Source organism: Pseudomonas sp. DSV-1, assembly GCF_035830915.1.
Taxonomy (GTDB): Bacteria; Pseudomonadota; Gammaproteobacteria; order Pseudomonadales; family Pseudomonadaceae; genus Aquipseudomonas.
This window is the reverse complement of the sequence record NZ_JAYMYG010000001.1, coordinates 4,832,489-4,859,292: the sequence shown is the minus strand read 5'-3', so window position 1 is coordinate 4,859,292 and position 26,804 is coordinate 4,832,489. Positions and strand designations below refer to the sequence as shown.

23 protein-coding genes are annotated in these 26,804 nt (G+C 58.3%); 19 read left to right on the top strand and 4 right to left on the bottom strand.

Annotation, left to right across the window (positions count from 1 at the left end):
* The first annotated feature begins 213 nt into the window (after positions 1-213).
* Both ompR and VSQ83_RS22515 read left to right on the top strand, forming a co-directional pair.
* On the top strand, positions 214-954 hold the full coding sequence (gene ompR, locus VSQ83_RS22520; RefSeq protein WP_048386441.1) for an osmolarity response regulator transcription factor OmpR: 741 nt from the start codon (positions 214-216) through the stop codon (positions 952-954).
* A gap of 104 nt (positions 955-1,058) precedes the next feature.
* Positions 1,059-2,372 carry an ATP-binding protein gene (locus tag VSQ83_RS22515; protein WP_019821770.1) on the top strand — a complete coding sequence of 438 codons (1,314 nt, stop codon included), beginning with the start codon at positions 1,059-1,061 and terminating at the stop codon, positions 2,370-2,372.
* A 115-nt stretch (positions 2,373-2,487) separates the two neighbouring features.
* Here the strand turns inward: VSQ83_RS22515 and rimK are convergent, their stop codons facing one another.
* Both rimK and rimB read right to left on the bottom strand, forming a co-directional pair.
* A complete protein-coding gene (rimK, locus tag VSQ83_RS22510) occupies positions 2,488-3,393 on the bottom strand; it encodes a 30S ribosomal protein S6--L-glutamate ligase (protein WP_016783140.1) in 906 nt (301 codons plus the stop codon).
* Positions 3,390-3,872, bottom strand: a complete 483-nt coding sequence (rimB, locus tag VSQ83_RS22505) for a retropepsin-like aspartic endopeptidase RimB (protein ID WP_019821767.1) — start codon at positions 3,870-3,872, stop codon at positions 3,390-3,392. The genes rimK and rimB overlap by 4 nt, the downstream gene beginning before the upstream one ends.
* Before the next feature lie 235 nt (positions 3,873-4,107).
* On the opposite strand from rimB, the gene VSQ83_RS22500 reads away from it, so the two are divergent.
* From VSQ83_RS22500 to VSQ83_RS22490, 3 genes are all read left to right on the top strand, one after another.
* Positions 4,108-4,515: an RNA-binding S4 domain-containing protein gene (locus VSQ83_RS22500; protein ID WP_133079144.1), complete on the top strand. Its 408-nt coding sequence runs from the start codon at positions 4,108-4,110 to the stop codon at positions 4,513-4,515.
* A 145-nt stretch (positions 4,516-4,660) separates the two neighbouring features.
* A complete protein-coding gene (gene hslO, locus VSQ83_RS22495) occupies positions 4,661-5,563 on the top strand; it encodes an Hsp33 family molecular chaperone HslO (protein ID WP_133079145.1) in 903 nt (300 codons plus the stop codon).
* 179 nt (positions 5,564-5,742) lie between these two features.
* Positions 5,743-7,284 carry a phosphoenolpyruvate carboxykinase gene (locus VSQ83_RS22490; RefSeq protein WP_133079146.1) on the top strand — a complete coding sequence of 514 codons (1,542 nt, stop codon included), beginning with the start codon at positions 5,743-5,745 and terminating at the stop codon, positions 7,282-7,284.
* A gap of 173 nt (positions 7,285-7,457) precedes the next feature.
* Here VSQ83_RS22490 and VSQ83_RS22485 read toward each other — a convergent pair whose 3' ends face one another.
* The gene (locus VSQ83_RS22485) at positions 7,458-7,808 is read right to left on the bottom strand and encodes a DUF1493 family protein (protein WP_133079147.1); all 351 of its coding nucleotides are present in this window, start codon (positions 7,806-7,808) and stop codon (positions 7,458-7,460) included.
* 160 nt (positions 7,809-7,968) lie between these two features.
* Here VSQ83_RS22485 and VSQ83_RS22480 point away from each other — a divergent pair, with 160 nt between their 5' ends.
* The 3 genes from VSQ83_RS22480 (at position 7,969) to VSQ83_RS22470 (ending at position 10,602) form a co-directional block, all read left to right on the top strand.
* The gene (locus VSQ83_RS22480; protein ID WP_326427565.1) at positions 7,969-8,238 is read left to right on the top strand and encodes a type II toxin-antitoxin system Phd/YefM family antitoxin; all 270 of its coding nucleotides are present in this window, start codon (positions 7,969-7,971) and stop codon (positions 8,236-8,238) included.
* Positions 8,207-8,545 (top strand): type II toxin-antitoxin system RelE family toxin, encoded by a 339-nt coding sequence (locus VSQ83_RS22475; RefSeq protein WP_326427563.1) that lies wholly within the window; start codon positions 8,207-8,209, stop codon positions 8,543-8,545. The genes VSQ83_RS22480 and VSQ83_RS22475 overlap by 32 nt, the downstream gene beginning before the upstream one ends.
* 125 nt (positions 8,546-8,670) lie before the next feature.
* On the top strand, positions 8,671-10,602 hold the full coding sequence (locus VSQ83_RS22470; protein WP_326427562.1) for a RecQ family ATP-dependent DNA helicase: 1,932 nt from the start codon (positions 8,671-8,673) through the stop codon (positions 10,600-10,602).
* A 45-nt stretch (positions 10,603-10,647) separates the two neighbouring features.
* Here the strand turns inward: VSQ83_RS22470 and VSQ83_RS22465 are convergent, their stop codons facing one another.
* On the bottom strand, positions 10,648-12,012 hold the full coding sequence (locus tag VSQ83_RS22465; RefSeq protein WP_219262540.1) for a formimidoylglutamate deiminase: 1,365 nt from the start codon (positions 12,010-12,012) through the stop codon (positions 10,648-10,650).
* A gap of 146 nt (positions 12,013-12,158) precedes the next feature.
* Between VSQ83_RS22465 and hutC the strand changes: the two genes are divergently transcribed.
* From hutC to mdoH, 11 genes are all read left to right on the top strand, one after another.
* Positions 12,159-12,869 (top strand): histidine utilization repressor, encoded by a 711-nt coding sequence (gene hutC / locus VSQ83_RS22460; protein WP_219262600.1) that lies wholly within the window; start codon positions 12,159-12,161, stop codon positions 12,867-12,869.
* On the top strand, positions 12,866-13,444 hold the full coding sequence (locus VSQ83_RS22455; protein ID WP_133079153.1) for a HutD/Ves family protein: 579 nt from the start codon (positions 12,866-12,868) through the stop codon (positions 13,442-13,444). The genes hutC and VSQ83_RS22455 overlap by 4 nt, the downstream gene beginning before the upstream one ends.
* 386 nt (positions 13,445-13,830) lie before the next feature.
* Positions 13,831-15,528: a urocanate hydratase gene (gene hutU, locus VSQ83_RS22450; protein ID WP_326427561.1), complete on the top strand. Its 1,698-nt coding sequence runs from the start codon at positions 13,831-13,833 to the stop codon at positions 15,526-15,528.
* A 138-nt stretch (positions 15,529-15,666) separates the two neighbouring features.
* On the top strand, positions 15,667-17,199 hold the full coding sequence (gene hutH / locus VSQ83_RS22445; protein ID WP_133079155.1) for a histidine ammonia-lyase: 1,533 nt from the start codon (positions 15,667-15,669) through the stop codon (positions 17,197-17,199).
* Between the two features lie 75 nt (positions 17,200-17,274).
* On the top strand, positions 17,275-18,678 hold the full coding sequence (locus VSQ83_RS22440) for an amino acid permease (protein WP_219262193.1): 1,404 nt from the start codon (positions 17,275-17,277) through the stop codon (positions 18,676-18,678).
* Positions 18,679-18,705: 27 nt separating this feature from the next.
* Positions 18,706-19,911 (top strand): imidazolonepropionase, encoded by a 1,206-nt coding sequence (gene hutI, locus VSQ83_RS22435; protein ID WP_326427559.1) that lies wholly within the window; start codon positions 18,706-18,708, stop codon positions 19,909-19,911.
* Positions 19,912-19,922: 11 nt separating this feature from the next.
* Positions 19,923-20,729 carry an N-formylglutamate deformylase gene (gene hutG, locus VSQ83_RS22430; RefSeq protein WP_133079158.1) on the top strand — a complete coding sequence of 269 codons (807 nt, stop codon included), beginning with the start codon at positions 19,923-19,925 and terminating at the stop codon, positions 20,727-20,729.
* A 174-nt stretch (positions 20,730-20,903) separates the two neighbouring features.
* Positions 20,904-21,875, top strand: a complete 972-nt coding sequence (gene pip, locus VSQ83_RS22425; RefSeq protein ID WP_133076781.1) for a prolyl aminopeptidase — start codon at positions 20,904-20,906, stop codon at positions 21,873-21,875.
* Entirely contained in the window at positions 21,872-22,309 is a 438-nt protein-coding gene (gene dtd / locus VSQ83_RS22420) for a D-aminoacyl-tRNA deacylase (RefSeq protein ID WP_133076780.1), read from the top strand. The genes pip and dtd overlap by 4 nt, the downstream gene beginning before the upstream one ends.
* Before the next feature lie 231 nt (positions 22,310-22,540).
* Entirely contained in the window at positions 22,541-24,232 is a 1,692-nt protein-coding gene (locus VSQ83_RS22415) for a glucan biosynthesis protein G (protein ID WP_133076779.1), read from the top strand.
* Complete coding sequence (gene mdoH, locus VSQ83_RS22410) at positions 24,225-26,777, top strand: glucans biosynthesis glucosyltransferase MdoH (protein ID WP_326427558.1); 2,553 nt, start codon at positions 24,225-24,227, stop codon at positions 26,775-26,777. Before VSQ83_RS22415 ends, mdoH begins: the two co-directional genes overlap by 8 nt.
* Positions 26,778-26,804: the final 27 nt, after the last annotated feature.

Here is a 26,804-nt window from a genome sequence, read left to right as displayed (position 1 = left end):
GAAAAAATAAATCCTGCCACAACCATTGAAAATTCGAGGTTGCCTGACACAAAAGGCGGCGCATTATAACCAGCGTTCCCGGATTCAGGGGACTGCAGGCTGCGGCCACATTGATTGGTCTGCTGTTTGTAGAGGAAAAATCTGCTAACAATGCACACCATGCGTATGACAGCAGCTAAGCCATAATGCGCGCCGAGATCACAGGAGCATCTAATGAGCAGCATTGCACAACCGGCTGAAGGCGAAAAAATTCTCATCGTTGATGACGATCCTGGACTGAGCAGCCTGCTGGAACGTTTCTTCGTCAGCAAGGGCTATCGTGCCCGGGCTGTGCCGAACGTCGAGCAAATGGATCGTTTGCTGGCTCGTGAGGTATTCAACCTGGTGGTACTGGATTTGATGCTGCCCGGTGAAGACGGCTTGTCTGCCTGCCGCCGCCTGCGTGCAGCGGGCAATCGGGTGCCGATCATCATGCTGACTGCCAAGGGCGACGAGCTGAGCCGCATCAAGGGTCTGGAACTGGGCGCCGACGATTACCTGGCCAAACCGTTCAACCCCGATGAACTGATGGCGCGGGTGCGGGCTGTATTGCGCCGCCAGTCGGCACCGGTGCCGGGTGCGCCGGGCAGCGAAGACGAAAGCGTGACGTTCGGTGATTACGAGTTGTCCCTGGCCACCCGCGAACTCAAGCGCGGTGATGAAGTTCACATGCTCACTACGGGTGAGTTTGCGGTCCTCAAGGCCTTGGTCATGCATGCTCGCGAGCCATTGACCCGTGACAAGCTGATGAACCTGGCCCGTGGTCGCGAATGGGATGCACTGGAGCGTTCAATCGACGTCCAGATCTCCCGTTTGCGTCGCATGATCGAGCCTGATCCGTCCAAACCGCGCTATATCCAGACTGTCTGGGGCGTAGGTTATGTGTTCGTGCCGGATGGTAACGCAACCAAGTGACCGATCATTTGTAGGAGCGAGTCATTCAGGTACCTGAGTGGCTCGCGATTCATTTTTTTGCGGGCTTTTGGGCTCGCTCCTGCAAAGTGTAAAAACGGCTGTCTATGAAAACCCCTCTCTGGTTTCCCCAAAGTTTTTTCTCGCGCACTCTCTGGCTCGTCCTGATAGTCGTTCTGTTTTCCAAGGCACTGACGCTGGTTTACCTGCTCATGAACGAGGACGTGTTGGTCGACCGCCAATACAGTCACGGTGTGGCACTGACCTTGCGCGCCTATTGGGCGGCCGATGAGGAAAACCGCAACAAGATTATCGATGCCGTTGATTTGGTGCGCGTCGTGGGTGGTGGTGTGCCCGAGGGTGAGCAGCACTGGCCTTACAGCGAAATCTACCAACGTCAGATGCAGGACGAGCTAGGCCCTGACACCGAAGTTCGCTTGCGCATGCACACGTCTCCCGCCCTGTGGGTGCGTGCGCCTAGCCTGGGTGAAGGCTGGTTGAAAGTGCCGCTGTATCCGCATCCGCTTCGTGGGCAGAAAATCTGGAATGTCCTGGGCTGGTTCCTGGCCATTGGCTTGTTATCCACTGCGTCGGCGTGGATTTTCGTCAGCCAGCTCAATCAGCCGCTCAAGCGACTGGTGTATGCGGCTCGTCAACTGGGGCAGGGGCGCAGCGTGCGCTTGCCGATCAGCGACACCCCCAGCGAGATGACCGAGGTGTACAGCGCCTTCAATCAAATGGCTGAAGATGTTGAGCAGGCAGGCCGTGAGCGTGAGCTGATGCTTGCCGGTGTGTCCCATGACCTGAGAACACCGCTGACCCGTTTGCGCCTTTCTCTGGAGCTGATGGGCAACCACAGCGACCTTTCAGACGATATGGTGCGTGACATTGAGGACATGGATGCGATTCTCGATCAGTTCCTGGCCTTTATCCGTGATGGGCGTGACGAGCCGGTCGAAGAAGTTGATCTGTGTGATCTGATCCGCGAAGTGGTGGCGCCCTACAACCAGAACGGTGAACAGGTGCGCTTGCGCTTGCAGCCGATCCAGCCGTTTGCGTTGCGTCGGGTGTCGATGAAGCGTCTGCTCAACAACCTGATCGGCAATGCCCTGCACCATGCGGGCGAAGACGTTGAGGTTGCTGCATATGTGTCCGGAGACGTCAGTGCACCGTACGTGGTGCTCAGCGTAATGGACCGGGGCGCGGGGATTGATCCTTCGGAACTTGAAGACATCTTCAATCCGTTTATTCGCGGTGACCGTGCCCGTGGTGGCAAAGGCACAGGGTTGGGCCTGGCTATCGTGAAGCGGATTGCCTCCATGCATGGCGGCAATGTTGAATTGCGTAACCGTAGCGGCGGTGGGCTGGAAGCCCGTGTACGCCTGCCGCTGGGGCTTATGTTGCCAAGAGGGGCGGTGTAGATTTTTCTGGCCCTGTGGGAGCGGGCTTGCTCGCGATGCAGGCGGCGCGGTCAGCCAGTTAAACTGCGGTGCTGCCATCGCGGGCAAGCCCGCTCCCACAGGGTTTGACGGGCGTTTAGCCTTTGCCCTTGGTCCGTGTCATGTGCGGGCTGCTGTTTTTTTCAAGATGTTGAATGATGATCCCGGCCACGTCCTTGCCTGTGGTGGTTTCAATACCTTCCAGGCCCGGCGATGAATTGACCTCCAGCACCAATGGGCCGTGGTTGGAGCGCAAAATATCGACCCCCGCCACGCTCAACCCCATGACCTTGGCCGCACGAATGGCGGTCATGCGCTCCTCAGGGGTGATCTTGATCAGGCTGGCGCTACCGCCCCGGTGCAGGTTGGAGCGGAACTCGCCAGGTTTGGCCTGACGCTTCATGGCCGCGATGACCTTGTCCCCGACCACGAAGCAGCGAATATCGGCGCCTCCCGCTTCCTTGATGTATTCCTGCACCATGATGTTTTGCTTGAGCCCCATAAAGGCCTCAATCACCGATTCAGCGGCAGTGGCGGTTTCACACAGCACTACGCCGATGCCCTGGGTGCCTTCCAGTACCTTGATCACCAGCGGCGCGCCATTGACCATCTCGATCAGGTCGGGAATGTCGTCAGGGGAGTGGGCAAAACCGGTCACAGGCAAACCCAGGCCTCGACGCGACAGCAGTTGCAACGAGCGCAGCTTGTCCCGTGAACGGGCAATCGCTACCGACTCATTGAGCGGGAACACCCCCATCATTTCGAACTGACGCAACACTGCACAGCCATAGAACGTGACCGAGGCGCCAATACGCGGGATTACGGCGTCGAAGCCTTCCAGTGGCTTGCCGCGATAGTGAATCTGCGGCTTATGACTGGCAATGTTCATATAGGCGCGCAGGGTATCGATCACTACCATTTCATGGCCTCGTTCGGTACCGGCTTCAACCAGACGACGAGTGGAATACAGACGCGGGTTACGCGACAGCACAGCGATCTTCATGCAACACCTGTGGCAGAGGTAGTAGTGACCGGAAACACCGGCTTGTCTTGAACGTATTTATGTTCTGGATTGACGACCAGCTGGCCGTCAATCAGGGCTTTCGAGCCCAGTAATAAGCGGTAACGCATCGATTTGCGGCAGGCGAGGGTGAACTCGACCTGCCAGACCCGATCGCCCAGCGCCAGGCCGGTACGGATCACATAGCGAACCTGGGTGTGACCATTGGAGCTTTTTATGGTTTTTATGGCGACTAACGGGGCTTCACAGCGGCGGTGGCGCAGCTGTACCAACGTGCCCAAATGGGCATTGAAACGTACCCACTTTTCACCCTCGCGCTCAAATGGCTCGATCTCGGTGGCGTGCAAGCTGGAGGTACTGGCACCGGTGTCGATTTTCGCCCGCAGGCCGGCAACTCCCAAATCGGGAAGCGCCACCCATTCGCGCAGACCGACAACGGTCAAGTGATCAAAAGTCTTCAATATAAGTAACCAGCGATTAACGTATTCAGGCTGCAGGAGAAACCCTGCAGGTAAAACAATCGGCGATCCCGATTTGGCTGTGTAGAAAGAGTATTCACGCAGAATATCCGGCAAATGGCGACAGTTATCTACGTGTACGCTATTCCGCAGGCAGGCATTCTATCGGGCTGATTGCTTCAGTTGTTCATCGCAAGTAGTAGTACAGTTCTGACTATTCAAATGAAGAGGGATTCCAGTGGCACAAAAACAGGAAGTGGACGACAAGGTTCGCCTGGACAAGTGGCTCTGGGCAGCGCGTTTTTACAAAACCCGTGCATTGGCCAAAGCCGCGATCGAAAGCGGCAAGGTGCATTGCCGTGGTGAGCGCTGCAAACCGAGCAAAGAGCCACGGGTGGGCGATGAACTGCAAATACGTGTAGGCCTTGAAGAACGTACTGTGGAAGTCAAAGCACTGTCAGTGGTGCGTCGAGGCGCTCCCGAGGCTCAATTGCTGTACGCCGAAACCGGGCAAAGCATTGCCAAGCGGGAAAACGCAGCGGCCATGCGCAAATCCGGTGCAATGGGTATCAGCACCGAAGGAAAACCAACCAAGAAACAACGACGCCAACTGCATCAGTTCCATGATGCCAGTGGGGCCGAGTGAGCTGGCCGAAGCTCGCAAACCGTACGTCGAGTCTGTGTGCGCATAACTTGTAATCATCCATGTATGGCGCCATATAGGGTCATTAGACCTGCACGACATCCAACGATCCGTACACATTTTGTCACCAATTCAGAACTCTATTCTTATGTCCGACTTACTCAAAAACGATGCCACACAACGCTTTATGTTCGATACCAGCGACGCCCGTGGCGAACTGGCATCGCTGGAGCATAGCTACGCTGACGTGTTGGCCAAGCACGCTTATCCACAGCCGGTACAGCAGTTGCTGGGCGAGCTGATGGCTGCTGCTGCGTTGCTGGTGGGCAACCAGAAAATTGATGGTTTGCTGAGCTTGCAAGCCCGTTCCGAAGGCCCGGTGCCGCTGCTGATGATCGAATGCACCAGCGACCGTGAGATACGCGGCCTGGCACGTTTTGACGCCGATCGCATTGCTCCTGATGCCACTCTGGCCGACCTGCTGCCCAATGGCGTACTGGCCATTACCATTGATCCTACGGTTGGCAAACGCTACCAGGGGATTGTGGACCTGAACGGCGAAACCCTGGCCGACTGTTTCACCAACTACTTCGTGATGTCCGAGCAAGTGCCTACCCGCTTCTGGCTGGTTGCCGATGGCCAGCGCGCCCGTGGCATGTTCTTGCAGCAGTTGCCTGCCGACGTGGTCAAGGATGAAGACGAGCGTGTGGACAGCTGGGACCGGCTGCTGATGCTGGGCGATACCCTCAAGGCTGAAGAGCTGCTGGGGCTGGACAACGAGACTATCCTGCACCGCCTTTATCACGAAGAAACCGTGCGTCTGTTTGACAACGAGGCCATCGAATTCAAGTGCAGCTGTTCCCGTGAGCGTTCGGGCAATGCCCTGACCAGCCTCGGCCACGAAGATGCGCTGACTCTGGTGACCGAGCATGGCGGTCATATCGAAATCGACTGCCAGTTTTGCAACGAGCGCTACCTGTTTGACGCGGCTGATGTCGATCAATTGTTCGCAGGCGCGGGTGTTGAATCCCCTTCTGGCACTCATCACTAAAACGTTTCAGCCTAGGTAAAACACCTGTCAAACCCCGTTCTTGCGCGGTTCTGACAGGTGGGCCCTACTCTTTTTGGGGTTTTCTGGCATAATCCGGCCCACTTTTTTCGCGGTAGTAGTGCAAATTTTTCTACTACAAAACGTTTGGCGCACTCGGCCAATGGCCGACGGGGAACCTCATGACGCAAGCTAATAACGCCGTGTACACCGATCTGAGCATCGACGATCTGGTCAAAGAAGCCCTGAGCCGTGGTGAAGGCGTGCTTGCCGACAATGGCGCACTGGTTGTCGAAACTGGCCACCGTACAGGCCGTTCACCGGCTGACCGCTTCATTGTTGAAGAACCGTCCACTCAGGCATCCATTGCCTGGGGCCCGATCAACCGCAAGTTCCCGGCCGACAAGTTCGATGCCTTGTGGGACCGCGTCGAGGCGTTCAACAACGCGCAAGAGCATTTCGTTTCCCACGTGCATGTAGGTGCTTCCGAAGACCACTACCTGGCCGTGAAAATGACTACCCAGACTGCCTGGCAGAACCTGTTCGGCCGTTGCCTGTTCATCAACCCGGCTCAGTACAACCCGGCCGGTCGTGAAGAGTGGCAAGTGCTCAACGTGGCCAACTTCGAGTGCGTACCTGAGCGTGATGGCACCAACTCTGACGGTTGCGTGATCCTCAACTTCGCCCAGAAAAAAGTGCTGATCGCCGGTATGCGTTACGCCGGTGAAATGAAAAAAGCCATGTTCTCGGTACAGAACTTCCTGTTGCCTGCTGCTGACGTGCTGCCGATGCACTGCGCTGCCAACATTGGCGAAGAAGGCGATGTGACCCTGTTCTTCGGCCTGTCCGGCACCGGTAAAACCACCCTGTCCGCCGATGAAAGCCGTTACCTGATCGGTGATGACGAACACGGTTGGGGCGAAGGTGTGGTGTTCAACATCGAAGGCGGTTGCTATGCCAAGTGCATCGACCTGTCCGAGAAGAACGAGCCGGTCATCTGGAAAGCCATCAAGCACGGCGCCGTGTTGGAGAACGTTGTTCTCGACGATGCAAAGCACCCTGACTATGCCGATGTCAGCCTGACCCAGAACAGCCGCGCAGCTTACCCGCTGGAGCACGTTGCCAAGCGTTCCGAGAAGAACCTGGGCGGCGAGCCAAACGCTGTGATCTTCCTGACCTGCGACCTGACCGGCGTATTGCCGCCCGTGTCGATCCTCAGCGAAGAACAAGCGGCCTACCACTTCCTGTCCGGCTACACCGCACTGGTGGGCTCGACTGAAATGGGTTCGGGCAGCGGCATCAAGTCCACCTTCTCCACCTGCTTCGGCGCACCGTTCTTCCCGCGTCCGGCTGGCGAATACGCAGAGCTGCTGATCAAACGCATCCGCGGCTTCGGCTCCAAGGTGTACCTGGTCAACACCGGCTGGACCGGTGGTGGCTACGGTGTTGGCAAGCGCTTCAACATCCCGACCACCCGTGGCGTGATTGCTGCGATCCAGAGCGGTGCTCTGGTCGGCGCAGAAACCGAACACCTGGACACCATCAACCTCGACGTGCCATTGGCCGTACCGGGCGTTGACACTGTTCTGCTCAATCCACGCAACACCTGGGCAGACAAAGCTGCCTACGACGAAGCTGCCAAGGCATTGGCTGGCCTGTTCGTAGAGAACTTCAAGAAGTTCGACGTCAGCGACGCGATCAAGGCAGCGGGTCCGAAGGCGTAAGCATTCGGTCAGTGTGTTGATCCACAAAGAAGCCGCCTGAGAGGGCGGCTTTTTTGTGCCTGAGCAGATGCATCCTGTGGGAGCGGGCTTGCTCGCGATGGCATCGCCGGGGTGACTCTGGCAAACCGCGTTGCCCGAATCGCGAGCAAGACTGCTCCGACAGAACGTTTTACCTAAGCTTCCAGGTTTTGCGTATCCCAATGGCCGCTGCTGATCGCCGCGTACAGCATGCCGATGGTCAGGGGTACTTTGCCCTCGCGGCCCTTGGCCTTGCGCTTGAGGTGCGGGTCGTTGCCCGCAGGCTGGAAGTAGCGGTAGGCATCATAGTCCGCCAACTCGAGCCCGAAACGTTCCTCGAGGGCTTCCATCAAATGCTGGGCATCGCTGCCATTGCAGCCAAGATCCGCGTTGATCGCGGTCTTGAGACTGATGGTTTTGTGTTCCGGCAGGCCGATTTCTTCATGCAGCAACTGCATCAGCTCGCGCAGGATGGGGGTGTCCGGGAGGTCGGTGGCGAGTTTCATTGATAAGTGTCCGTAAGATTCGTATTGCTTTATGAGCTTTTTAATGTGTCTTTGGTAGTGCTTTTAAAAATGCTATATTTAGTGCTTGTTGATTGTGGCTCAAGTGGCTTACAGGTTTAGCAGATGAGTCATCCCATAGACACAGGCATGAGGCCATATCATGACATTCGCCATGCTCGCTAAAGTCGCGGCATCCGTGACAGATCTGAAAAAAGACCCCATGGGTACTTATCGTGAAAGCGGTGGTGATCCAATGGTCATTCTCAATCGTAACGAACCCGCTTTTTATATCCTTTCACCAGAGCGCTACGAGCTGCTGCTGGAGATGATCGACGATGCCGAGTTGGCAAGGGTCGTCAATGAGCGGCGGGGCAATCCCACTCTCAAGGTCGATATTGATGAGCTCATCGCAACTGCCGAAAAAAGCTGATTCACAGGCAACTGCAATCAGGACATATAGCCTTGAGTTCGAAATTGAAGCAAAAAAAGAACTGGAAAAGTTGGATAAGGCACTTCAAATCCAACTGCTGAAAAAGCTCAAATCGCGCTTGCTGTCTCCCAAAGTTCCTTCGGCCAGACTCAGTAACATGCCTAATTGTTACAAGATCAAGCTGCGCGCCAGTGGGGTGAGGCTGGTGTATGAAGTCATTGATAACCGCCTGATAGTTCTGGTGCTTGGAGTCGGCAGGCGTGATGACAACGCTGTCTACACCAGTGCCAGAAAGCGTCTCCATTAGTGTTGTAAGCGGATCTCGGGACACATCTGTATCATCCCCTCTCAATTTGCCCCCGGCCTTTTCTCGATCGGCTGCAAACCTGGCGTAGAGTCTTGCGCTTTGCAACGGTCAAAGGAGTGACAGTCATGCACAACACCCTGGAACAGGTCTTTGGTTATCCACAGTTTCGTGCCGGGCAAGAAGCGGCGATCAGTGCCGTGTTGGCTGGACGTTCAGCGGCGGCGATTTTCCCTACGGGATCGGGCAAATCCCTGTGTTACCAACTGCCGGCGTTGCTGTTGCCTCACCTGACGCTAGTGGTTTCGCCGCTGTTGGCCTTGATGCAGGACCAATTGGCTTTTTTGCAGCGCCACGGGATTGCAGCGGCCAGCATCGATTCGGCGCAAAGCCGCGACGAGGCAAGCGCCGTCATGGCCCGGGCGAAAGCGGGCGAGTTGAAGATCCTGATGATTTCGGTCGAGCGACTGAAAAACGAGCGCTTTCGTAACTTTTTGCAGCAAGTGCCGATTTCCTTGCTGGTGGTGGACGAAGCGCACTGTATTTCCGAGTGGGGGCATAATTTCCGTCCGGACTACCTGAAGCTTCCGGACTACCAGCGCCAGTTCAATATCCCGCAAGCGCTGCTGCTGACCGCGACGGCGACCCCTAATGTGATCGCAGACATGCAGGTCAAGTTCGCGATTGCCGAGTCGGACGTCATCACCACCGGTTTCTATCGCGCCAATCTCAATCTGTGGGTCGAGCCCGTCACTGGTGCCGCCAAGCGTCAGCGCCTGGTGCAGTGGATGGGCGAACGTCTCGGTCAGCCGAGCATTGTGTATGTCACGCTGCAAAAGACCGCCGAGCACATTGCCCAGCACTTGAACCAGAACGGGATTAGCGCCAACGCCTATCACGCCGGTTTGCCCCATGATCAGCGCGAGGGCATTCAGTGCCAGTTCATGGGCGGGCAGTTGAATTGCATCGTTGCCACCATTGCCTTTGGCATGGGCATCGACAAGAGCGACATCCGTAACGTGGTGCATTTCGACTTGCCCAAGTCGATCGAAAACTACAGCCAGGAAATCGGCCGCGCCGGGCGTGATGGCGCACCCTCGGAGTGCCTGGTGCTGGCCAATCGTGACAGCCTCAATGTGCTGGAAAACTTTGTGTACGGCGACACGCCGGAGTTGCAGGGCATTCGCTATGTACTCGATGAGTTGCGTGAGGCAATTGTGCAAGGGCAGTGGGAGTTCATGCTGCTGCCTCTGTCCGATCAGAGCAACATTCGTCAGTTACCGCTCAAGACTTTGTTGGTCCAGTTGGAACTGCGTGGCCTGATTGCCCCTCGCTATGCCTATTTCGCCGAGTATCGTTTCAAATTCCTGATAGAACCTGATGTGTTGCTGGCCAAGTTTGAGGGTGAGCGTCAGCAATTTGTCTCGGCCATCATCCAGACTTCCAGCCGAGCCAGAACCTGGGCCACGGTGAATCTCGACGGGCTGTACAGCCAGCATCAGGCTGATCGGAACCGGGTGGTCAAAGCGCTGGATTACTTTCAGGAGAAGGGCTGGATCGAACTTGAAAGCAAGCAGATGACCGAGGTCTACAGCCTGTTGGTTCAAGATTTTGATGCTCAGGCTCTGAGCCTGGAACTGCATGCCTACTTCAAGGCTCACGAGCGTGGCGAGATTACGCGGATTCACGCAATGTTGGCGCTGTTCGCCAGTGAAACCTGCTTGAGCTACCGGCTGGCGCAGTATTTTGGGGATGAGCAGGCGCCGCAGCAGTGCGGCCATTGTTCAGTGTGTGCTGGGCAGGTCGCTCACTTGCCGGAGCCACCCGCACTGATGCCGCTTGTGGATAAAAACTTCGAAGCCCTGTGTGGTGCTTTTATCCACAGGCATCAGGAGTTCACGGGAAGTTATCCCCCGGCAGAACGCCTGACCCGGTTTTTATGCGGGATCAGCGTACCGATGTTCACCAAGATGAAAGCGCGTGCCATTCCAGGTTTTGCGGCATTGGAGAACTACCCCTATGCCGCGGTCCGCGATTGGGCGGTGAAAGGGCTGAGTTAACGGGTAGTCGCTGCCGCAGGCGGCGAGGGCGACCGCAGGTTTTTGTTACCCCAACAACTCGCGCAGCACCCGGGTGAAGTCGCGGCAGCTGGCTTCTTCATCGGCATGACGGCCGTCGCGCACCACCCACTGACCGTTGACCAATACGTCTCGTACCTGACGATCGCCGCCCGCAAACAGCCAGCGGTTAAGAATGGCGTCGTCCTGTGCCGTGGCCAGGTACGGGTCATTACCGTCCAGTACCAGCCAGTCGGCGCGCTGACCAACGGCTAATCCGGCAACCGCCTGGCCCATCGCCTGGGCACCGCCCACCAGTGCGGCGTCATACAGAGTGCGGCCGACCATCGGCTGGTCGCTGCGATACATCCGGTTGCGGCGCTGATCGCGCAAGCGCTGGCCGTATTCCAGCCAGCGCAGCTCTTCAACCACGCTCAGGGACACATGGCTGTCCGAGCCAATGCCCATTCGCCCGCCTTGAGCAAGGAAATCCACGGCCGGAAAAATGCCGTCACCCAGGTTGGCTTCGGTGGTCAGGCACAACCCGGCCACGGCCTGGCTCTGCGCCATCAGCTGGACTTCGGCAGCGTTGGCGTGGGTTGCATGCACCAGGCACCAGCGTTGATCGACCTCAACGTTGTCATACAGCCACTGGATTGGACGTTTGCCGCTCCAGCTCAGGCAATCGTCGACTTCCTTTTGTTGCTCTGCGATATGGATATGCACCGGGCAGGTCGTGTCGCCGGCCTGCAGAACTTCGTGGATTTGCTCGGGAGTGACGGCGCGCAGCGAGTGAAAGCACAAGCCCAGGGTTTGTGCAGGCTGTTGAGCCAGCAGCGGCTTTAGCTGTTGCTGCAGCTTCAGGTAGTGCTCGGTGCTGTTGATAAAACGCCGTTGACCGTCGTTGGGTGCCTGCCCGCCAAAGCCGGAGTGGCTGTAGAGCACTGGCAGCAAGGTCAGGCCAATGCCGGTGGAGCGCGCCGCTTCGCTGATGCGCAGCGCCAGTTCTGCTGGATTGGCATAGGGCTGGCCCGAAAGATCGTGGTGCACGTAATGGAATTCAGCCACCGAGGTGTAACCGGCCTTGAGCATTTCGATGTACAACTGACGGGCAATGACGCCGAGCTGTTCAGGGCTTATTTTTCCGACGAGCCGATACATTAAATCGCGCCACGTCCAGAAACTGTCGTTGGGGTTGCCCGCCACTTCGGCCAAACCGGCCATGGCCCGCTGGAATGCGTGGGAGTGCAGATTCGGCATGCCCGGTAGCAGTGGGCCGTTCAGCCGTTCGGCGCCGTGCGCGTCGGCATTGGCCTGGATTCGGGTCAAGTAGCCATCGGCACCGACCTCGATGCGGACATTGGTAGCCCAGCCTGTAGGCAGTAGCGCGCGCTCGGCAAAGAAGACGGACATCGGTTCGGTACCCCATTGCTTGTAATTTGTATATACATATACAGACGTTTGCCTGCTCGGTAAACTCCGGCAAGCTACGACTCTTAACTCATTACCAAGGATTGCCTGTGTCGACTCCGCCTGTCGTGTCCCCGCTGGCCGCCCACATGGGCGATAGCCCGGCCCCGCTTTACGCTCGAGTAAAGCAAATGATCACTGCGCAGATCCAGAGCGGAAACTGGCCGCCGCATTATCGTGTGCCTTCCGAGAGCGAGCTTGTGACCCAGTTGGGGTTCAGCCGCATGACCATCAACCGTGCGCTGCGTGAAATGACCGCCGACGGCTTGCTGGTGCGCATGCAGGGCGTTGGCACCTTTGTGGCCGAGCCCAAGACCCAGTCCGCGCTGTTCGAAGTCAACAATATCGCCGATGAAATCGCTGCTCGCGGGCACAAGCACACCTGCAAGGTCATCAGTCTGGGTGAAGAAATGGCCGGCTCGGAACGTGCCGCCGTGCTCGACATGCGTGAAGGGCAGAAGGTCTTTCACTCACTGATCGTGCACTACGAGAACGGGATTGCCGTGCAAATCGAGGACCGTTTCGTCAATGCCCTGGTGGCACCGGACTACCTCAAGCAGGATTTCACCCTGCAAACGCCTTACGCCTATTTGTCTCAAGTCGCCCCGCTGACTGAGGGCGAGCACGTGGTCGAAGCGATTTTGGCTGACCCCAAAGAGTGCAAATTACTGCAAATCGAGCCTGGCGAGCCGTGCCTGCTGATTCGTCGCCGCACCTGGTCGGGTCGTCAGCCTGTTACCGCCGCCCGACTGATCCACCCCGGTTCCCGTCATCGTCTTGAAGGACGTTTCAATAAATGATCCAGCCTGAAGTTTTACGTGCCGTCGACTATCCGCGCATGCCGTGGAAGAACGGCGGCGGCAGCACTGAAGAAATCACCCGAGACGCAGGCGAGGGCCTTGATGGCTTTGGCTGGCGCCTGTCGATTGCCGATATCGGCGAGTCGGGCGGCTTTTCACGTTTTGACGGCTACCAGCGAATCATCAGCGTGCTGCAGGGTGCGGGCATGAACCTGCAGGTCGACGGGGTGAGCACGCGGGCACTGTTACCGTTCGATGCTTTTGCATTCAAGGGTGAAAGCGCCGTTGCCTGCACCCTGATCGATGGTCCGATTCGCGACTTCAATCTGATCTATGCCCCGCAGCGCTACACCGCGCGGTTGCAATGGCTGGAGGCGACCACCCCTCAGCGCGTGTTCACTTCGGCGCACACCCTGGTGGTTTTCAGCGCAGGCGAACAGGTTCATGTGGGCCTGGGTAACACCTGCCACGAACACCTGGGCCGTTACGACTGTTTGCAACTGAGCGGCAATCGCGAGTTGCTTGAAGTGACGGTGACAGGCCTGTGCTGTGTGATTGAGTTGAGCGCGGTCTAACTGACCATGTAGTCGCTGCCGCAGGCTGCGAAGGGTTGCGGAGCAACCCGTTTTCCTGGAGCTCCCGCGTCCCACGTCCCACGTCCCACGTCCCACGTCCCGCTTCGCAGCCTGCAGCAGCGACTACACACGCTACACGCTCTGTTACCGAACGCCCCAACTCAGCGCACAGACCTCCTCCAGTAACACTCCTGCGAATCATTCATCCTCTTCTCAAAAACCTGGCGCACGGTTTTTAGCCTGTGTTTTCGGGCTCTCTAACTTTTTCATTTGCGAATTTCACACATTGGCCGCTAACTTGCATATGCTTGTATGTACAAGTACATAAGTGTGCGTCGATCCTCTTCTCACACCCGACGCATCCGACTATCGCTGAGGAGTTACCCGTGACTTCAACTACCCCAAAATCGCCTGCCGAGTTCACCCGTCACCGTGAAGGTGAAATCCGCGCCGCCCGTGGCACCCAGCTCACTGCTAAAAGCTGGATGACCGAAGCGCCGCTGCGGATGTTGATGAACAACCTCGACCCGCAAGTGGCCGAGAACCCGACCGAGCTGGTGGTGTATGGCGGTATTGGCCGGGCAGCGCGTAACTGGGAGTGCTACGACAAAATCGTCGAAAGCCTGACCAACCTCAACGATGACGAAACCCTGCTGGTGCAATCGGGCAAGCCGGTCGGCGTGTTCAAAACCCACAGCAATGCGCCGCGGGTACTGATCGCCAACTCCAACCTGGTACCGCACTGGGCCACGTGGGAGCACTTCAACGAACTCGACGCCAAAGGCCTGGCCATGTACGGCCAGATGACCGCCGGCAGCTGGATCTACATCGGCAGCCAGGGCATCGTCCAGGGCACCTACGAAACCTTCGTCGAAGCCGGTCGCCAGCACTACAACGGCAGCCTGGTCGGCAAGTGGGTACTGACCGCAGGTCTGGGCGGCATGGGCGGCGCACAGCCTCTGGCCGCCACCCTGGCCGGTGCCTGCTCGCTGAACATCGAATGCCAGCAAAGCCGTATCGATTTCCGCCTGGCCACTCGCTATGTCGACGAGCAAGCCGTGGACCTGGATGACGCGCTGGCCCGTATCGCCAAATACACCGCTGAAGGCAAAGCGATCTCCATCGCGCTTTGTGGGAACGCCGCTGAATTGCTGCCAGAAATGGTTCGTCGTGGCGTACGCCCGGACATGGTCACCGACCAGACCAGCGCCCACGACCCCCTGAACGGCTATCTGCCAAAAGGCTGGACCTGGGAGCAGTACCGCGACCGCGCCGTGACCGATCCGGCAGCCGTGGTCAAAGCCGCCAAAGCCTCGATGGGCGAGCACGTTGAAGCCATGCTGGCCTTCCAGAAAGCGGGCGTGCCGACCTTCGACTACGGCAACAACATTCGTCAGATGGCCAAAGAAGTGGGCGTAGAAAACGCCTTCGACTTCCCTGGTTTTGTACCGGCTTATATCCGCCCATTGTTCTGCCGTGGTGTAGGCCCGTTCCGCTGGGTCGCGCTGTCGGGCGATGCCGAAGACATCTACAAAACCGACGCCAAGGTCAAGGAACTGATCGCTGACGACGCCCACCTGCACAACTGGCTGGACATGGCTCGTGAGCGCATCAGCTTCCAGGGTCTGCCGGCACGTATCTGCTGGGTGGGTCTGGGCCAGCGCGCCAAGCTGGGTCTGGCGTTCAACGAAATGGTGCGCAGCGGCGAGCTGAAAGCCCCGATCGTGATCGGCCGCGACCATCTGGACTCCGGTTCGGTATCGAGCCCTAACCGTGAAACCGAGTCGATGAAGGATGGATCGGACGCCGTGTCCGACTGGCCATTGCTCAACGCCCTGTTGAACACCGCGAGCGGCGCGACCTGGGTTTCGCTGCACCACGGCGGTGGCGTGGGCATGGGCTTCTCTCAGCACTCGGGGATGGTGATCGTGTGTGACGGTACCGACGAAGCGGCTGAGCGTATCGCCCGTGTACTGCACAACGACCCGGCAACCGGCGTGATGCGTCACGCAGATGCGGGCTACGACATCGCCATCGACTGTGCAAACGAGCAGGGCCTGAACCTGCCGATGATCAACGGCTGATAAATACCTGTAGTCGCTGCCGAAGGCTGCGAAGGGGCTCGCAGGGCCTTCAAGAAAACGGGTTGCTCCGCAACCCTTCGCAGCCTGCGGCAGCGACTACCACATACATTTCGGTTACACGCGTGAAGGAGTATTAACGTGCTTGAGTTAAACCTGATCCCCGGCCAACTGAGCCTTGCCCAACTGCGTGACATCTATCAGCAGCCAGTCACCCTGAGCCTGGACGAAAGTGCGTCGGCGCAGATCGATGCCAGTGTGGCGTGCGTTGAGCAGATCCTTGCCGAGAACCGCACCACGTACGGCATCAACACCGGTTTCGGTTTGTTGGCTTCGACCAAAATTGCCAGCGAAGACCTGGAAAACCTCCAGCGCTCCTTGGTGCTGTCCCACGCAGCCGGTATCGGCGAGCCAATCAGCGATGATCTGGTACGCCTGATCATGGTGCTCAAGGTCAACAGCCTGAGCCGTGGTTTCTCCGGGATTCGTCGCGTGGTGATCGATGCGTTGATCGCGCTGATCAATGCCGAGGTTTACCCGCACATTCCACTTAAAGGTTCGGTAGGCGCATCCGGCGACCTGGCGCCGTTGGCGCACATGTCGCTGGTGCTGCTGGGCGAAGGCAAGGCCCGTTACAAGGGTGAGTGGCTGGATGCCGTCACAGCCTTGAAACAAGCCGGTCTTGAGCCGCTGACCCTGGCTGCCAAAGAAGGCCTGGCCCTGCTTAACGGCACTCAAGTGTCGACGGCCTATGCCTTGCGCGGTCTGTTTGAAGGCGAAGACCTGTTTGCTGCCGCGATGGCCTGTGGCGGCCTGACCGTTGAAGCCGTTCTGGGTTCGCGCTCGCCGTTCGATCCACGCATTCATGCTGCCCGCGGTCAACGCGGTCAGATCGACGCCGCTGCCATTTACCGCGACCTGCTGGGCGCGAGCAGCGAAGTGTCCGAGTCGCACAAGAACTGCGACAAGGTACAAGACCCGTACTCCCTGCGTTGCCAGCCGCAAGTGATGGGTGCCTGCCTGACCCAGTTCCGCCAGGCCGCCGAAGTGCTGGGCATTGAAGCCAACGCAGTGTCGGATAACCCGCTGGTATTCGCCGAGCAGGGCGACGTGATCTCCGGTGGCAACTTCCACGCCGAGCCGGTTGCAATGGCTGCTGACAACATGGCGCTGGCGATTGCAGAAATCGGTTCGCTGAGCGAACGTCGCATCTCCTTGATGATGGACAAGCACATGTCGCAATTACCGCCGTTCCTGGTGGCCAATGGTGGCGTGAACTCCGGCTTCATGATCGCTCAGGTAACGGCTGCAGCCCTGGCCAGCGAGAACAAGGCGTTGTCCCACCCGCACAGCGTTGACAGCATTCCGACCTCGGCCAACCAGGAAGACCACGTATCGATGGCCCCTTCTGCTGGCAAGCGTCTGTGGGAAATGGCCGAAAACGTCCGTGGCGTACTGGCGATCGAGTGGCTGGCCGCGTGCCAGGGTCTGGATCTGCGTGATGGCCTGAAAACCTCGGCCAAGCTTGAAGTCGCTCGTACCACCCTGCGCAGCAAGGTCGCTCATTATGAGAAAGACCGCTTCTTCGCGCCGGATATCGAAGTTGCCATGCAACTGCTGGCAACCCGTTGCCTGAACGATCTGCTGCCTGCTCACGTTCTGCCAAGCCTGTAACCCCAAAAAACGCAGAGGGTCTTATCGACCCTCTGCGTCTCTGTTTTCGCCGACAAAAATAATCAAGGACGCGAAATGCAAAACCAGACTCAAGGTTTGAAACGCGGGCTATCCGCTCGCCACATCCGTTTTATGGCGCTGGGTTCAGCGATCGGAACGGGTCTTTTTTATGGTTCAGCCGCTGCCATCCAAATGGCTGGGCCTGCTGTGCTGCTGGCGTACCTGATTGGTGGCGCCGCGGTGTTCATGGTGATGCGTGCACTGGGCGAAATGGCCGTGCATAACCCGGTATCCGGCTCGTTTGGCCAATATGCCAGCACCTACCTGGGCCCCATGTCCGGCTTTATCCTGGGCTGGACCTATGCCTTCGAGATGATCATCGTGTGTCTGGCCGATGTCACCGCCTTCGGCATTTACATGGGCTTCTGGTTCCCGGAAGTCGCGCGCTGGATCTGGGTGCTGGGCATCGTGCTGCTGATCGGCGGCTTGAACCTGTGCAGCGTCAAAGTCTTTGGCGAAATGGAGTTCTGGCTGTCGCTGCTTAAAGTTGCCGCGATCGTGGCCATGATCCTGGCCGGTTTCGGCATCATGCTGTTTGGCATCGGTACGTCTGGCAGCACGGATGCCGTGGCTACCGGCATCAGCAACCTGTGGTCCTTCGGCGGCTTCATGCCTAATGGCGTGGGCGGTTTGATCGCTTCGTTTGCCGTGGTGATGTTTGCCTTCGGCGGTATTGAAATCATCGGCATCACTGCCGGCGAAGCCAAAGATCCGCAGCGTGTGATTCCGAAAGCGATCAACGCGGTGCCGCTGCGCATTCTGCTGTTCTATGTACTGACCCTGTTTGTGTTGATGGCGATCTACCCTTGGACCCAGATCGGCAGCCAGGGCAGCCCGTTTGTGCAGATCTTTGACAGCCTGGGCATCAGCTCGGCGGCCACCATTCTGAATATCGTGGTGATTTCGGCGGCGGTGTCGGCCATCAACAGCGACATCTTCGGCGCGGGTCGCATGATGTATGGCCTGGCCCAGCAAGGGCAGGCACCTAAAGGCTTTGCAAAAATCTCCCGCCATGGCGTGCCGTGGATGACCGTACTGGTGATGGGCGCTACGTTGTTGGGCGGTGTGGTGCTCAACTACCTGATCCCGGAAAACATCTTCCTGGTCATCGCCTCGATTGCCACCTTCGCCACGGTCTGGGTGTGGTTGATGATTTTGGTGACCCAAGTGGCCATGCGCCGCTCCATGACCCGTGAGCAAGTAGCCGAACTCAAGTTCCCGGTACCGTTCTGGCCGTATGCGCCAATGGCTGCTATCGCATTCATGGTGTTTATCTTCGGCGTACTGGGTTACTTCCCTGAGACCCAGGCGGCACTGATGGTAGGCGCGGTCTGGATTGTATTCCTGGTGGTGGCTTATCTATTGTGGGTAAAGCCGGCAGCGGGTCGGGCGATTGAAGTGGCTCCCGAGCTTTCCTGAGTTTTTGAACATTGACGGAGTGACGCAATGAAAACCCTTTGGCAACACTGCAATGTCGCAACCATGGCCAATGGCACGTACTCGATCATCGAGGATGCCGCCATTGTCACCCGTGATGGCTACGTTGAGTGGATTGGTCCGCGTCAGCAGTTGCCGACGGGCGAGTATGGTCAAACCCACGGCCTGGAAGGGGCGTGGGTGACGCCGGGGCTGATCGATTGCCATACGCACACGGTGTTTGGCGGTAATCGCAGCGGCGAATTCGAGCAGCGCTTGCAGGGCGTGAGCTATGCAGAAATCGCCGCAGCCGGGGGCGGTATTGCCAGCACCGTGCGTGCGACCCGAGCTGCCAGCGAAGATGAATTGTTCGCCAGTGCCCGTCAGCGTTTGCTGTGTTTGCTGCGCGATGGCGTCACCAGCGTCGAGATCAAGTCTGGTTACGGCCTGAGCCTTGAAAGCGAGCGCAAAATTTTGCGGGTGATCCGTCGTCTGGGCGAAGCGTTGCCGGTCACGGTGCGTAGCACCTGCCTGGCGGCCCATGCCTTACCGCCGGAATACAAGGACCGTGCCGACGACTATATCGAGCATATCTGCAACGAGATGCTGCCCGCGTTGGCTGCCGAAGGGCTGATAGACGCGGTGGATGCGTTCTGCGAATACCTGGCGTTTTCGCCCGCCCAGGTTGAGCGGGTATTCAAAGTGGCGCAGCAATTGGGCTTGCCGGTCAAATTGCATGCCGAGCAGTTGTCCTCATTGCATGGCTCAAGCCTTGCGGCGCGCTACCAGGCGTTGTCGGCGGACCATCTGGAATTCATGACCGAAGAAGACGCCATTGCCATGGCCGCCTCCGGCACCGTGGCCGTGCTCTTGCCCGGTGCGTTTTACTTCTTGCGTGAAACCCAGTTGCCGCCGATGGACGCCCTGCGCAAGCACGGAGTGAAAATCGCCATCGCCAGCGACCTCAACCCCGGCACGTCCCCTGGCTTGTCGTTGCGCCTGATGCTGAACATGGCCTGCACCTTGTTCCGCATGACCCCCGAAGAAGCCCTGGCTGGCGTCACCCAGCATGCAGCGACGGCATTGGGCATGGGCGAGACCCACGGTTCGCTTGAACCCGGCAAAGTGGCTGACTTTGTTGCCTGGAACATTGATCGTCCGGCAGACCTGGCCTACTGGCTGGGTGGTGATCTGGACAAACGCGTCGTGCGCAGCGGCGTTGACGTAACGCTTTAGGAGAAAAGCTTGTGGACAAGGTTCTGACATTCAAACAAGGCCGTGTGCCATTGCTGATCAGCATGCCCCATGCAGGCTTGAAGCTGACACCTGCGGTCAAGGCCGGGCTGATCCCCGAAGCGCAAAGCCTGCCGGACACCGACTGGCATATCCCGCGGCTCTATGAGTTTGCCGCCGAACTGGGTGCCAGCACCCTGGCGGCGGAGTATTCGCGCTTTGTGATCGACCTCAATCGCCCGCAGGACGATGCGCCGATGTATGTAGGTGCGACCACCGGGCTGTTCCCGGCCACGCTATTCGACGGTGTGCCATTGTTTCGCGAAGGGCAGGTGCCTTCTGCCGCAGAGCGTGCAACGTATCTGGAGCAGATCTGGAAACCCTACCACCTGACCCTGGAGCAGGAACTCAAGCGCCTCAAGGACGAGTTTGGCTATGCGCTGCTGTTTGATGCGCACTCCATCCGTTCTTGCGTACCGCACCTGTTTGACGGGCGCTTGCCGGACTTCAACCTGGGCACTTTCAATGGTGCCAGTTGCGATCCGACCCTGGCCCGCGACCTTGAAGCCATTTGTGCCGAGCATCCGGCCTATAGCCACATCCTGAACGGACGCTTCAAGGGCGGTCATATCACTCGTCACTACGGCAGTCCGGCGGACAACATCCATGCCGTGCAGCTGGAACTGGCCCAGTGCACTTATATGGAAGAGTTCGAGCCGTTCAACTATCGCGAAGACCTTGCGGCACCGACCCAGGTGGTGCTCAAGCAGTTGCTGGCGCGGATTATCGAGTGGGGCCAGCAGCGATACTCCAAGGGCTGAGTCGGGTTGTATGGGAGCGGGCTTGCCCGCGATGCCATCGCGGGCAAGCCCGCTCCCACAGGGTTTAAGCAACAGCCCGATATTCAACCACAGTGTTTTTAAGGGCATGCTCATTGCACCCAATCGGGTTTATGATGCCAGAGGCAACATTATCCCGACCTCCCGGAGTGCGTAATGCAGACCTTGTTCCCGCAGATCAAACCCTACGCCCGGCATGAACTGGCAGTCGATGGCCCGCATGTGCTTTACGTTGACGAGAGCGGTTCGCCAGACGGCCTGCCAGTGGTGTTTGTCCACGGTGGACCGGGTTCGGGCTGCGATGCCAACAGCCGCTGCTACTTCGATCCGGGCCTGTACCGCATCATTACCTTTGATCAGCGCGGTTGCGGGCGTTCAACCCCCCACGCCAGTCTGGACAGCAACACGACGTGGGACCTGGTTGCCGACATGGAACGGATCCGCCTGTTCCTGGGCATCGACAAGTGGGTGCTGTTTGGTGGCTCGTGGGGCTCGACCCTGTCACTGGCGTACGCGCAAAGCCATCCGGACAAGGTGCACGGGCTGATTCTGCGCGGGATCTTTCTGGCTCGTCCTCAAGAAATCGAATGGTTCTATCAGGCAGGTGCCAGCCGGATCTTTCCGGACTACTGGCAGGAATACATAGCGCCAATCCCGCCGGATGAGCGTCATGACCTGATGAGTGCCTTTCATAAGCGCCTGACAGGCAATGACCAGATTGCCCAGATGCACGTGGCCAAGGCCTGGTCGACCTGGGAAGGCCGTGCGGCTACCTTGCGGCCAAACCCGCAAGTGGTCGAGCGCTTCTGTGACCCGCACCGGGCACTGTCCATTGCCCGCATCGAATGCCACTACTTTATGAACAACGCGTTCCTGGAGCCCAATCAGCTGCTGCGTGACATGTACAAGATTGCCCATCTGCCGGCGGTCATCGTGCATGGTCGCTACGACATGATTTGCCCGCTGGATAACGCCTGGGAGCTGCATCAGGCCTGGCCTGGCAGTGAGCTGCAGATCATTCGTGAAGCCGGACACGTCGCTTCCGAACCCGGGATTACCGATGCATTGGTACGCGCCACCGAGCAAATGGCCCGCAGCCTGCTCAACTTGCAACCGGACGAAGCATGAGGGGGTTGTTGCAGCGTGTCAGTGGGGCGCGGGTTGAGGTCGCGGGGGAGATAGTCGGCTCGATCGACCAGGGTTTGCTGGTGCTGGTCGCCGTCGAACCCGGTGATACCGAGGCAAGCGCCGCCAAGTTGTTGCACAAGCTCCTCAACTACCGGGTGTTCAGCGATGCCGAAGGCAAAATGAACCTTTCGCTGGCCGATATTGGCGGTGGTTTGCTGCTGGTATCGCAATTTACCCTGGCGGCAGACACCAAAAGTGGCCTGCGCCCCGGCTTCTCCACGGCGGCCCCTCCTGCGTTGGCCGAGGCGTTGTTCAATCATCTGCTGGGAGAGGCCAGACGTCTTCACCCGACAGTAGAATCAGGTCGTTTTGGGGCCGATATGCAGGTGCATTTGGTCAATGATGGCCCTGTGACATTTCTGTTACAAATCTAAAACCCTTAAAAACCGCGTTTTCGTCTGAAAACAGGCGGTTTTAGCGAGAAATACTTGCTGACAGTAGATGCGTTGTCACGCGGGCTACTAGATAATCCTGCGCTACACAGAGACTAATCCGACGCGTCTGGGGAATCATTCATTCCTTTGACGGTCGGAACAGTGCTCGCCAACCTGGCATTTAGATCGCTGGCCGTTGGTTTCATCATCTGTTTTCGGCGAGGTTTGCTCGTGATTGTTAGTCCATTTAATGCACCAAAAATGTCTGCCAAGCGGTTACGCAACGCACTGGTGACGGGCTCTGCGCTCTTTTGCTTGTTCGGTGCGGGTCAACTGTGGGCATTCAGTCTGGATGACGTGGCGGCTGAGGCTAAAACCCTCGCCGAACAGAAATACCAAGCGCCACGCAGCAATTTGCCAAAAGAGTTCCGCGACATGAAGTTCGCGGACTACCAGAAGATTCAATTCAACCGTGACAAGGCCCAGTGGGCGGGCGATAAAACCCCGTTCAAATTGTCCTTCTATCACCAGGGCATGCATTTCGACACGCCGGTGAAAATCAACGAAGTGACGGCCACCACGGTTGAAGAAATCAAGTACGACGCCAGTCGTTTCGATTTCGGTGATGTCCAGTTTGATCCAAAAGCTACCGAGAACCTCGGTTGGGCGGGTTTCCGCGTGCTGTATCCGATCAACAAGGCGGATAAGCAGGACGAAATCATGACCATGCTCGGCGCGAGTTACTTCCGCGTTGTGGGCAAGGACCAGATCTACGGCCTGTCGGCCCGTGGTATGGCGATCGATACTGCATTGCCGTCGGGTGAAGAGTTCCCGCGTTTCACCGAATTCTGGATCGAAAAACCCAAGCCTAACGACAAGCACCTGGTGATCTTCGCCTTGCTGGACTCGCCACGGGCTACCGGTGCTTACCGCTTTACCCTGCGCCCTGGTGTTGACACCGTCGTGGACGTCAAAGCGCAAATGTTCCTGCGTGACAAGGTTGGCAAGCTGGGCATTGCTCCGCTGACCAGCATGTTCCTGTTCGGCGCTAACCAACCGTCCAAAGTTCTGAACTACCGTCGCGAGTTGCACGACTCGTCGGGTCTGGCCATTCATGCCGGCAACGGCGAGTGGATCTGGCGTCCGCTGAACAACCCGAAACACTTGTCGGTCAGCAACTTCTCGGTTGAAAACCCGCGCGGCTTTGGTTTGCTGCAACGTGGCCGTGACTTCAGCCATTACGAAGACCTGGACGACAACTATGACAAGCGCCCAAGCGCCTGGATCGAACCGCAGGGTGACTGGGGCAAAGGCTCCGTTGACCTGGTAGAAATTCCGACCGCCGATGAAACCAACGACAACATCGTTGCGTTCTGGAGCCCGGAAACACTGCCAGAGCCGCTCAAACCGTTTGATTTCGCTTACCGCATGCACTGGACCCTGGACGAAGCTGCCCTGCATCCAACGGATAGCGCCTGGGTCAAACAAACCCTGCGCTCGACCGGCGACGTCAAGCAATCGAACCTGATCCGTCAGCCAGACGGCAGCGTTGCGTATCTGGTGGACTTCGAAGGCCCGTCGCTCAAGGCCTTGCCAGAAAACACCCCGGTACGCAGTCAGGTCAGTGTCGGTGACAACGCCGAACTGGTTGAGAACAACGTGCGTTACAACCCTGAAACCAAGGGCTGGCGCTTGACGCTGCGGATGAAAATCAAGGATCCGAGCAAGTCCACAGAGATGCGCGCAGCGCTGGTTCAGGACATCGAGCAAGCCCCTGTGGCCAAGGCACACGAGAAGAAAGATCACGTGGCCAAGGACGCCAAGGCCCCTGCGGCCCAAGCGCCTGCAGCCACTCCAGAACCGGTGAAGACTGAAAAAGTGTTGACCGAGACCTGGAGCTACCAGTTGCCAGCCGATGAGTAATGCTCAGCCCCAGCCAGCCTCGCTCAGCGAGTACCTGGCGCATCTGCCACTGAGCGATGAGCAGCGCGCGGACCTTGCGAGCTGCACCTCGTTCGCCGAGTTGCATGCGCGTCTGTCCACGCAGGCCGATGTCGATGCTACTGAGGCCGCGCAGGCCTCGGTGGGCACGCGTCTGAACCTGACGTCGGCCGCAGAGCTTGAGGAAGCAGAAATGCTCGCCCTCGATGCCAGCGGCCGGGTGATGCTCAAGGCCACGCCGCCGATTCGTCGCACCAAGGTGGTGCCCGAGCCGTGGCGCACCAACATTCTGGTCCGTGGCTGGCGGCGCCTGACCGGTCGCAGCAATCCGCCTGCGCCGAAAATCGACGAGCGTGTATTACCCCATGCCCGCTGGCGTACGGTGGGTTCGATCCGCCGTTACATCCTGCTGGTCTTGATGCTGGGTCAGACCATCGTTGCCGGCTGGTACATGAAAGGCATCATGCCGTACCAGGGCTGGGCGTTTGTCGACCTTGAAGAGGTGTTGCACCAGCCGTTGATGCAAACGGCGCAACAAGTGCTGCCGTATGTCTTGCAGACCAGCATCCTGATTCTGTTCGGGATTTTGTTTTGCTGGGTATCGGCGGGTTTCTGGACGGCCTTGATGGGCTTTCTGGAGCTGCTGACCGGCCACGACAAGTACCGTATTTCCGGCAAAAGCGCCGGGAATGAGGCAATTCCTGAACAGGCACGTACTGCGCTGGTGATGCCGATCTGCAACGAAGATGTCACCCGTGTTTTTGCAGGTTTGCGCGCCACCTACGAGTCGGTTGCCGCGACCGGCGATCTGGATCGCTTCGACTTCTTTATCCTCAGTGACAGCAACGATCCTGACATCTGTGTTGCCGAGCAACAGGCCTGGCTGGATGTGTGTCGCGAAACAGAAGGCTTCGGGCGAATTTTCTATCGCCGTCGTCGCCGTCGTGTGAAGCGCAAGAGCGGCAACCTCGACGACTTCTGCCGTCGCTGGGGCGGTGATTACAGGTACATGGTGGTGCTCGACGCGGACAGCGTGATGAGCGGTGAATGCCTGACCAGCCTGGTGCGCTTGATGGAAGCCACGCCAGACGCCGGGATCATCCAGACCGCGCCGCGAGCATCGGGCATGGACACCTTGTATGCGCGCATGCAGCAATTTGCGACGCGGGTGTACGGACCCCTGTTCACTGCCGGTCTGCACTTCTGGCAGTTGGGTGAATCCCACTACTGGGGCCACAACGCAATCATCCGCATGAAGCCGTTTATCGAACACTGCGCTTTGGCGCCGTTGCCGGGTAAAGGTGCTTTTGCGGGCGCGATCCTGTCTCACGACTTTGTTGAAGCCGCGTTGATGCGCCGTGCCGGTTGGGGCGTGTGGATTGCCTACGACTTGCCGGGCAGCTATGAAGAACTGCCGCCCAACCTGCTGGATGAACTCAAGCGTGACCGTCGCTGGTGCCACGGCAACCTGATGAACTTCCGCCTGTTCCTGGTCAAGGGCATGCACCCGGTACACCGTGCGGTGTTCCTCACGGGCGTGATGTCTTACCTGTCTGCGCCGTTGTGGTTCTTCTTCCTGTTGCTGTCGACCGCCTTGCTGGCAGTCAACACGCTGATGGAACCGCAGTACTTCATGGAACCGCGCCAGTTGTATCCGCTGTGGCCACAATGGCACCCGGATAAAGCCGTGGCGCTGTTCTCGACCACGATCGTGCTGTTGTTCCTGCCTAAACTGCTGAGCATCATCCTGATCTGGGCCAAGGGCGCGAAAGAGTTTGGTGGCAAGTTCAAGGTCACGCTGTCGATGCTGCTGGAGATGCTGTTCTCGATGCTGCTGGCACCTGTGCGCATGATCTTCCACACCCGCTTTGTACTGGCTGCGTTCCTGGGCTGGGCGGCGACCTGGAATTCGCCACAGCGTGACGATGACTCCACGCCGTGGAGCGAAGCGGTGCGCCGTCATGGTCCGCAAACCCTGCTGGGTGCGGCCTGGGCTGCGTTGGTGTTGTGGTTGAACCCGAGCTTTTTGTGGTGGCTGGTGCCGATTGTCGGTTCGCTGATGTTGTCGATTCCGGTGTCGGTGATCTCCAGCCGGGTCAAGCTGGGCCTCAAGACTCGCGATGAAAGCCTGTTCCTGATTCCTGAGGAATACGCACCACCCCGTGAATTGTCGGCCACAGCCGAATACACCCACGAAAACCGCTACCACGCACTGCATGACGGTTTTGTGCGGGCCGTGGTTGATCCACAGCAGAACGCACTGGCCTGTGCCCTTGCGACGTCGCGTCACCGTGAGGCCGAGCCGATTGAATGGCTGCGTACTGAACGTGTGCGTCACGCACTCAAGGTGGGTCCTCAGGGTGTCAGCGACAAAGAGCGCATGGAGCTCTTGAGCGACCCTGTTGCCCTGGCCCGCTTGCACGCGCTGGTGTGGAACGAAGGTCACGAAGGCTGGCTGAACGCCTGGCGTGAGTCGGTTGCCGCTGACCCTCACGCACCGTTGTTGCCGCTACAGCCTGCTGCCTGATTGATATAAAAGCCCCACCTCGGTGGG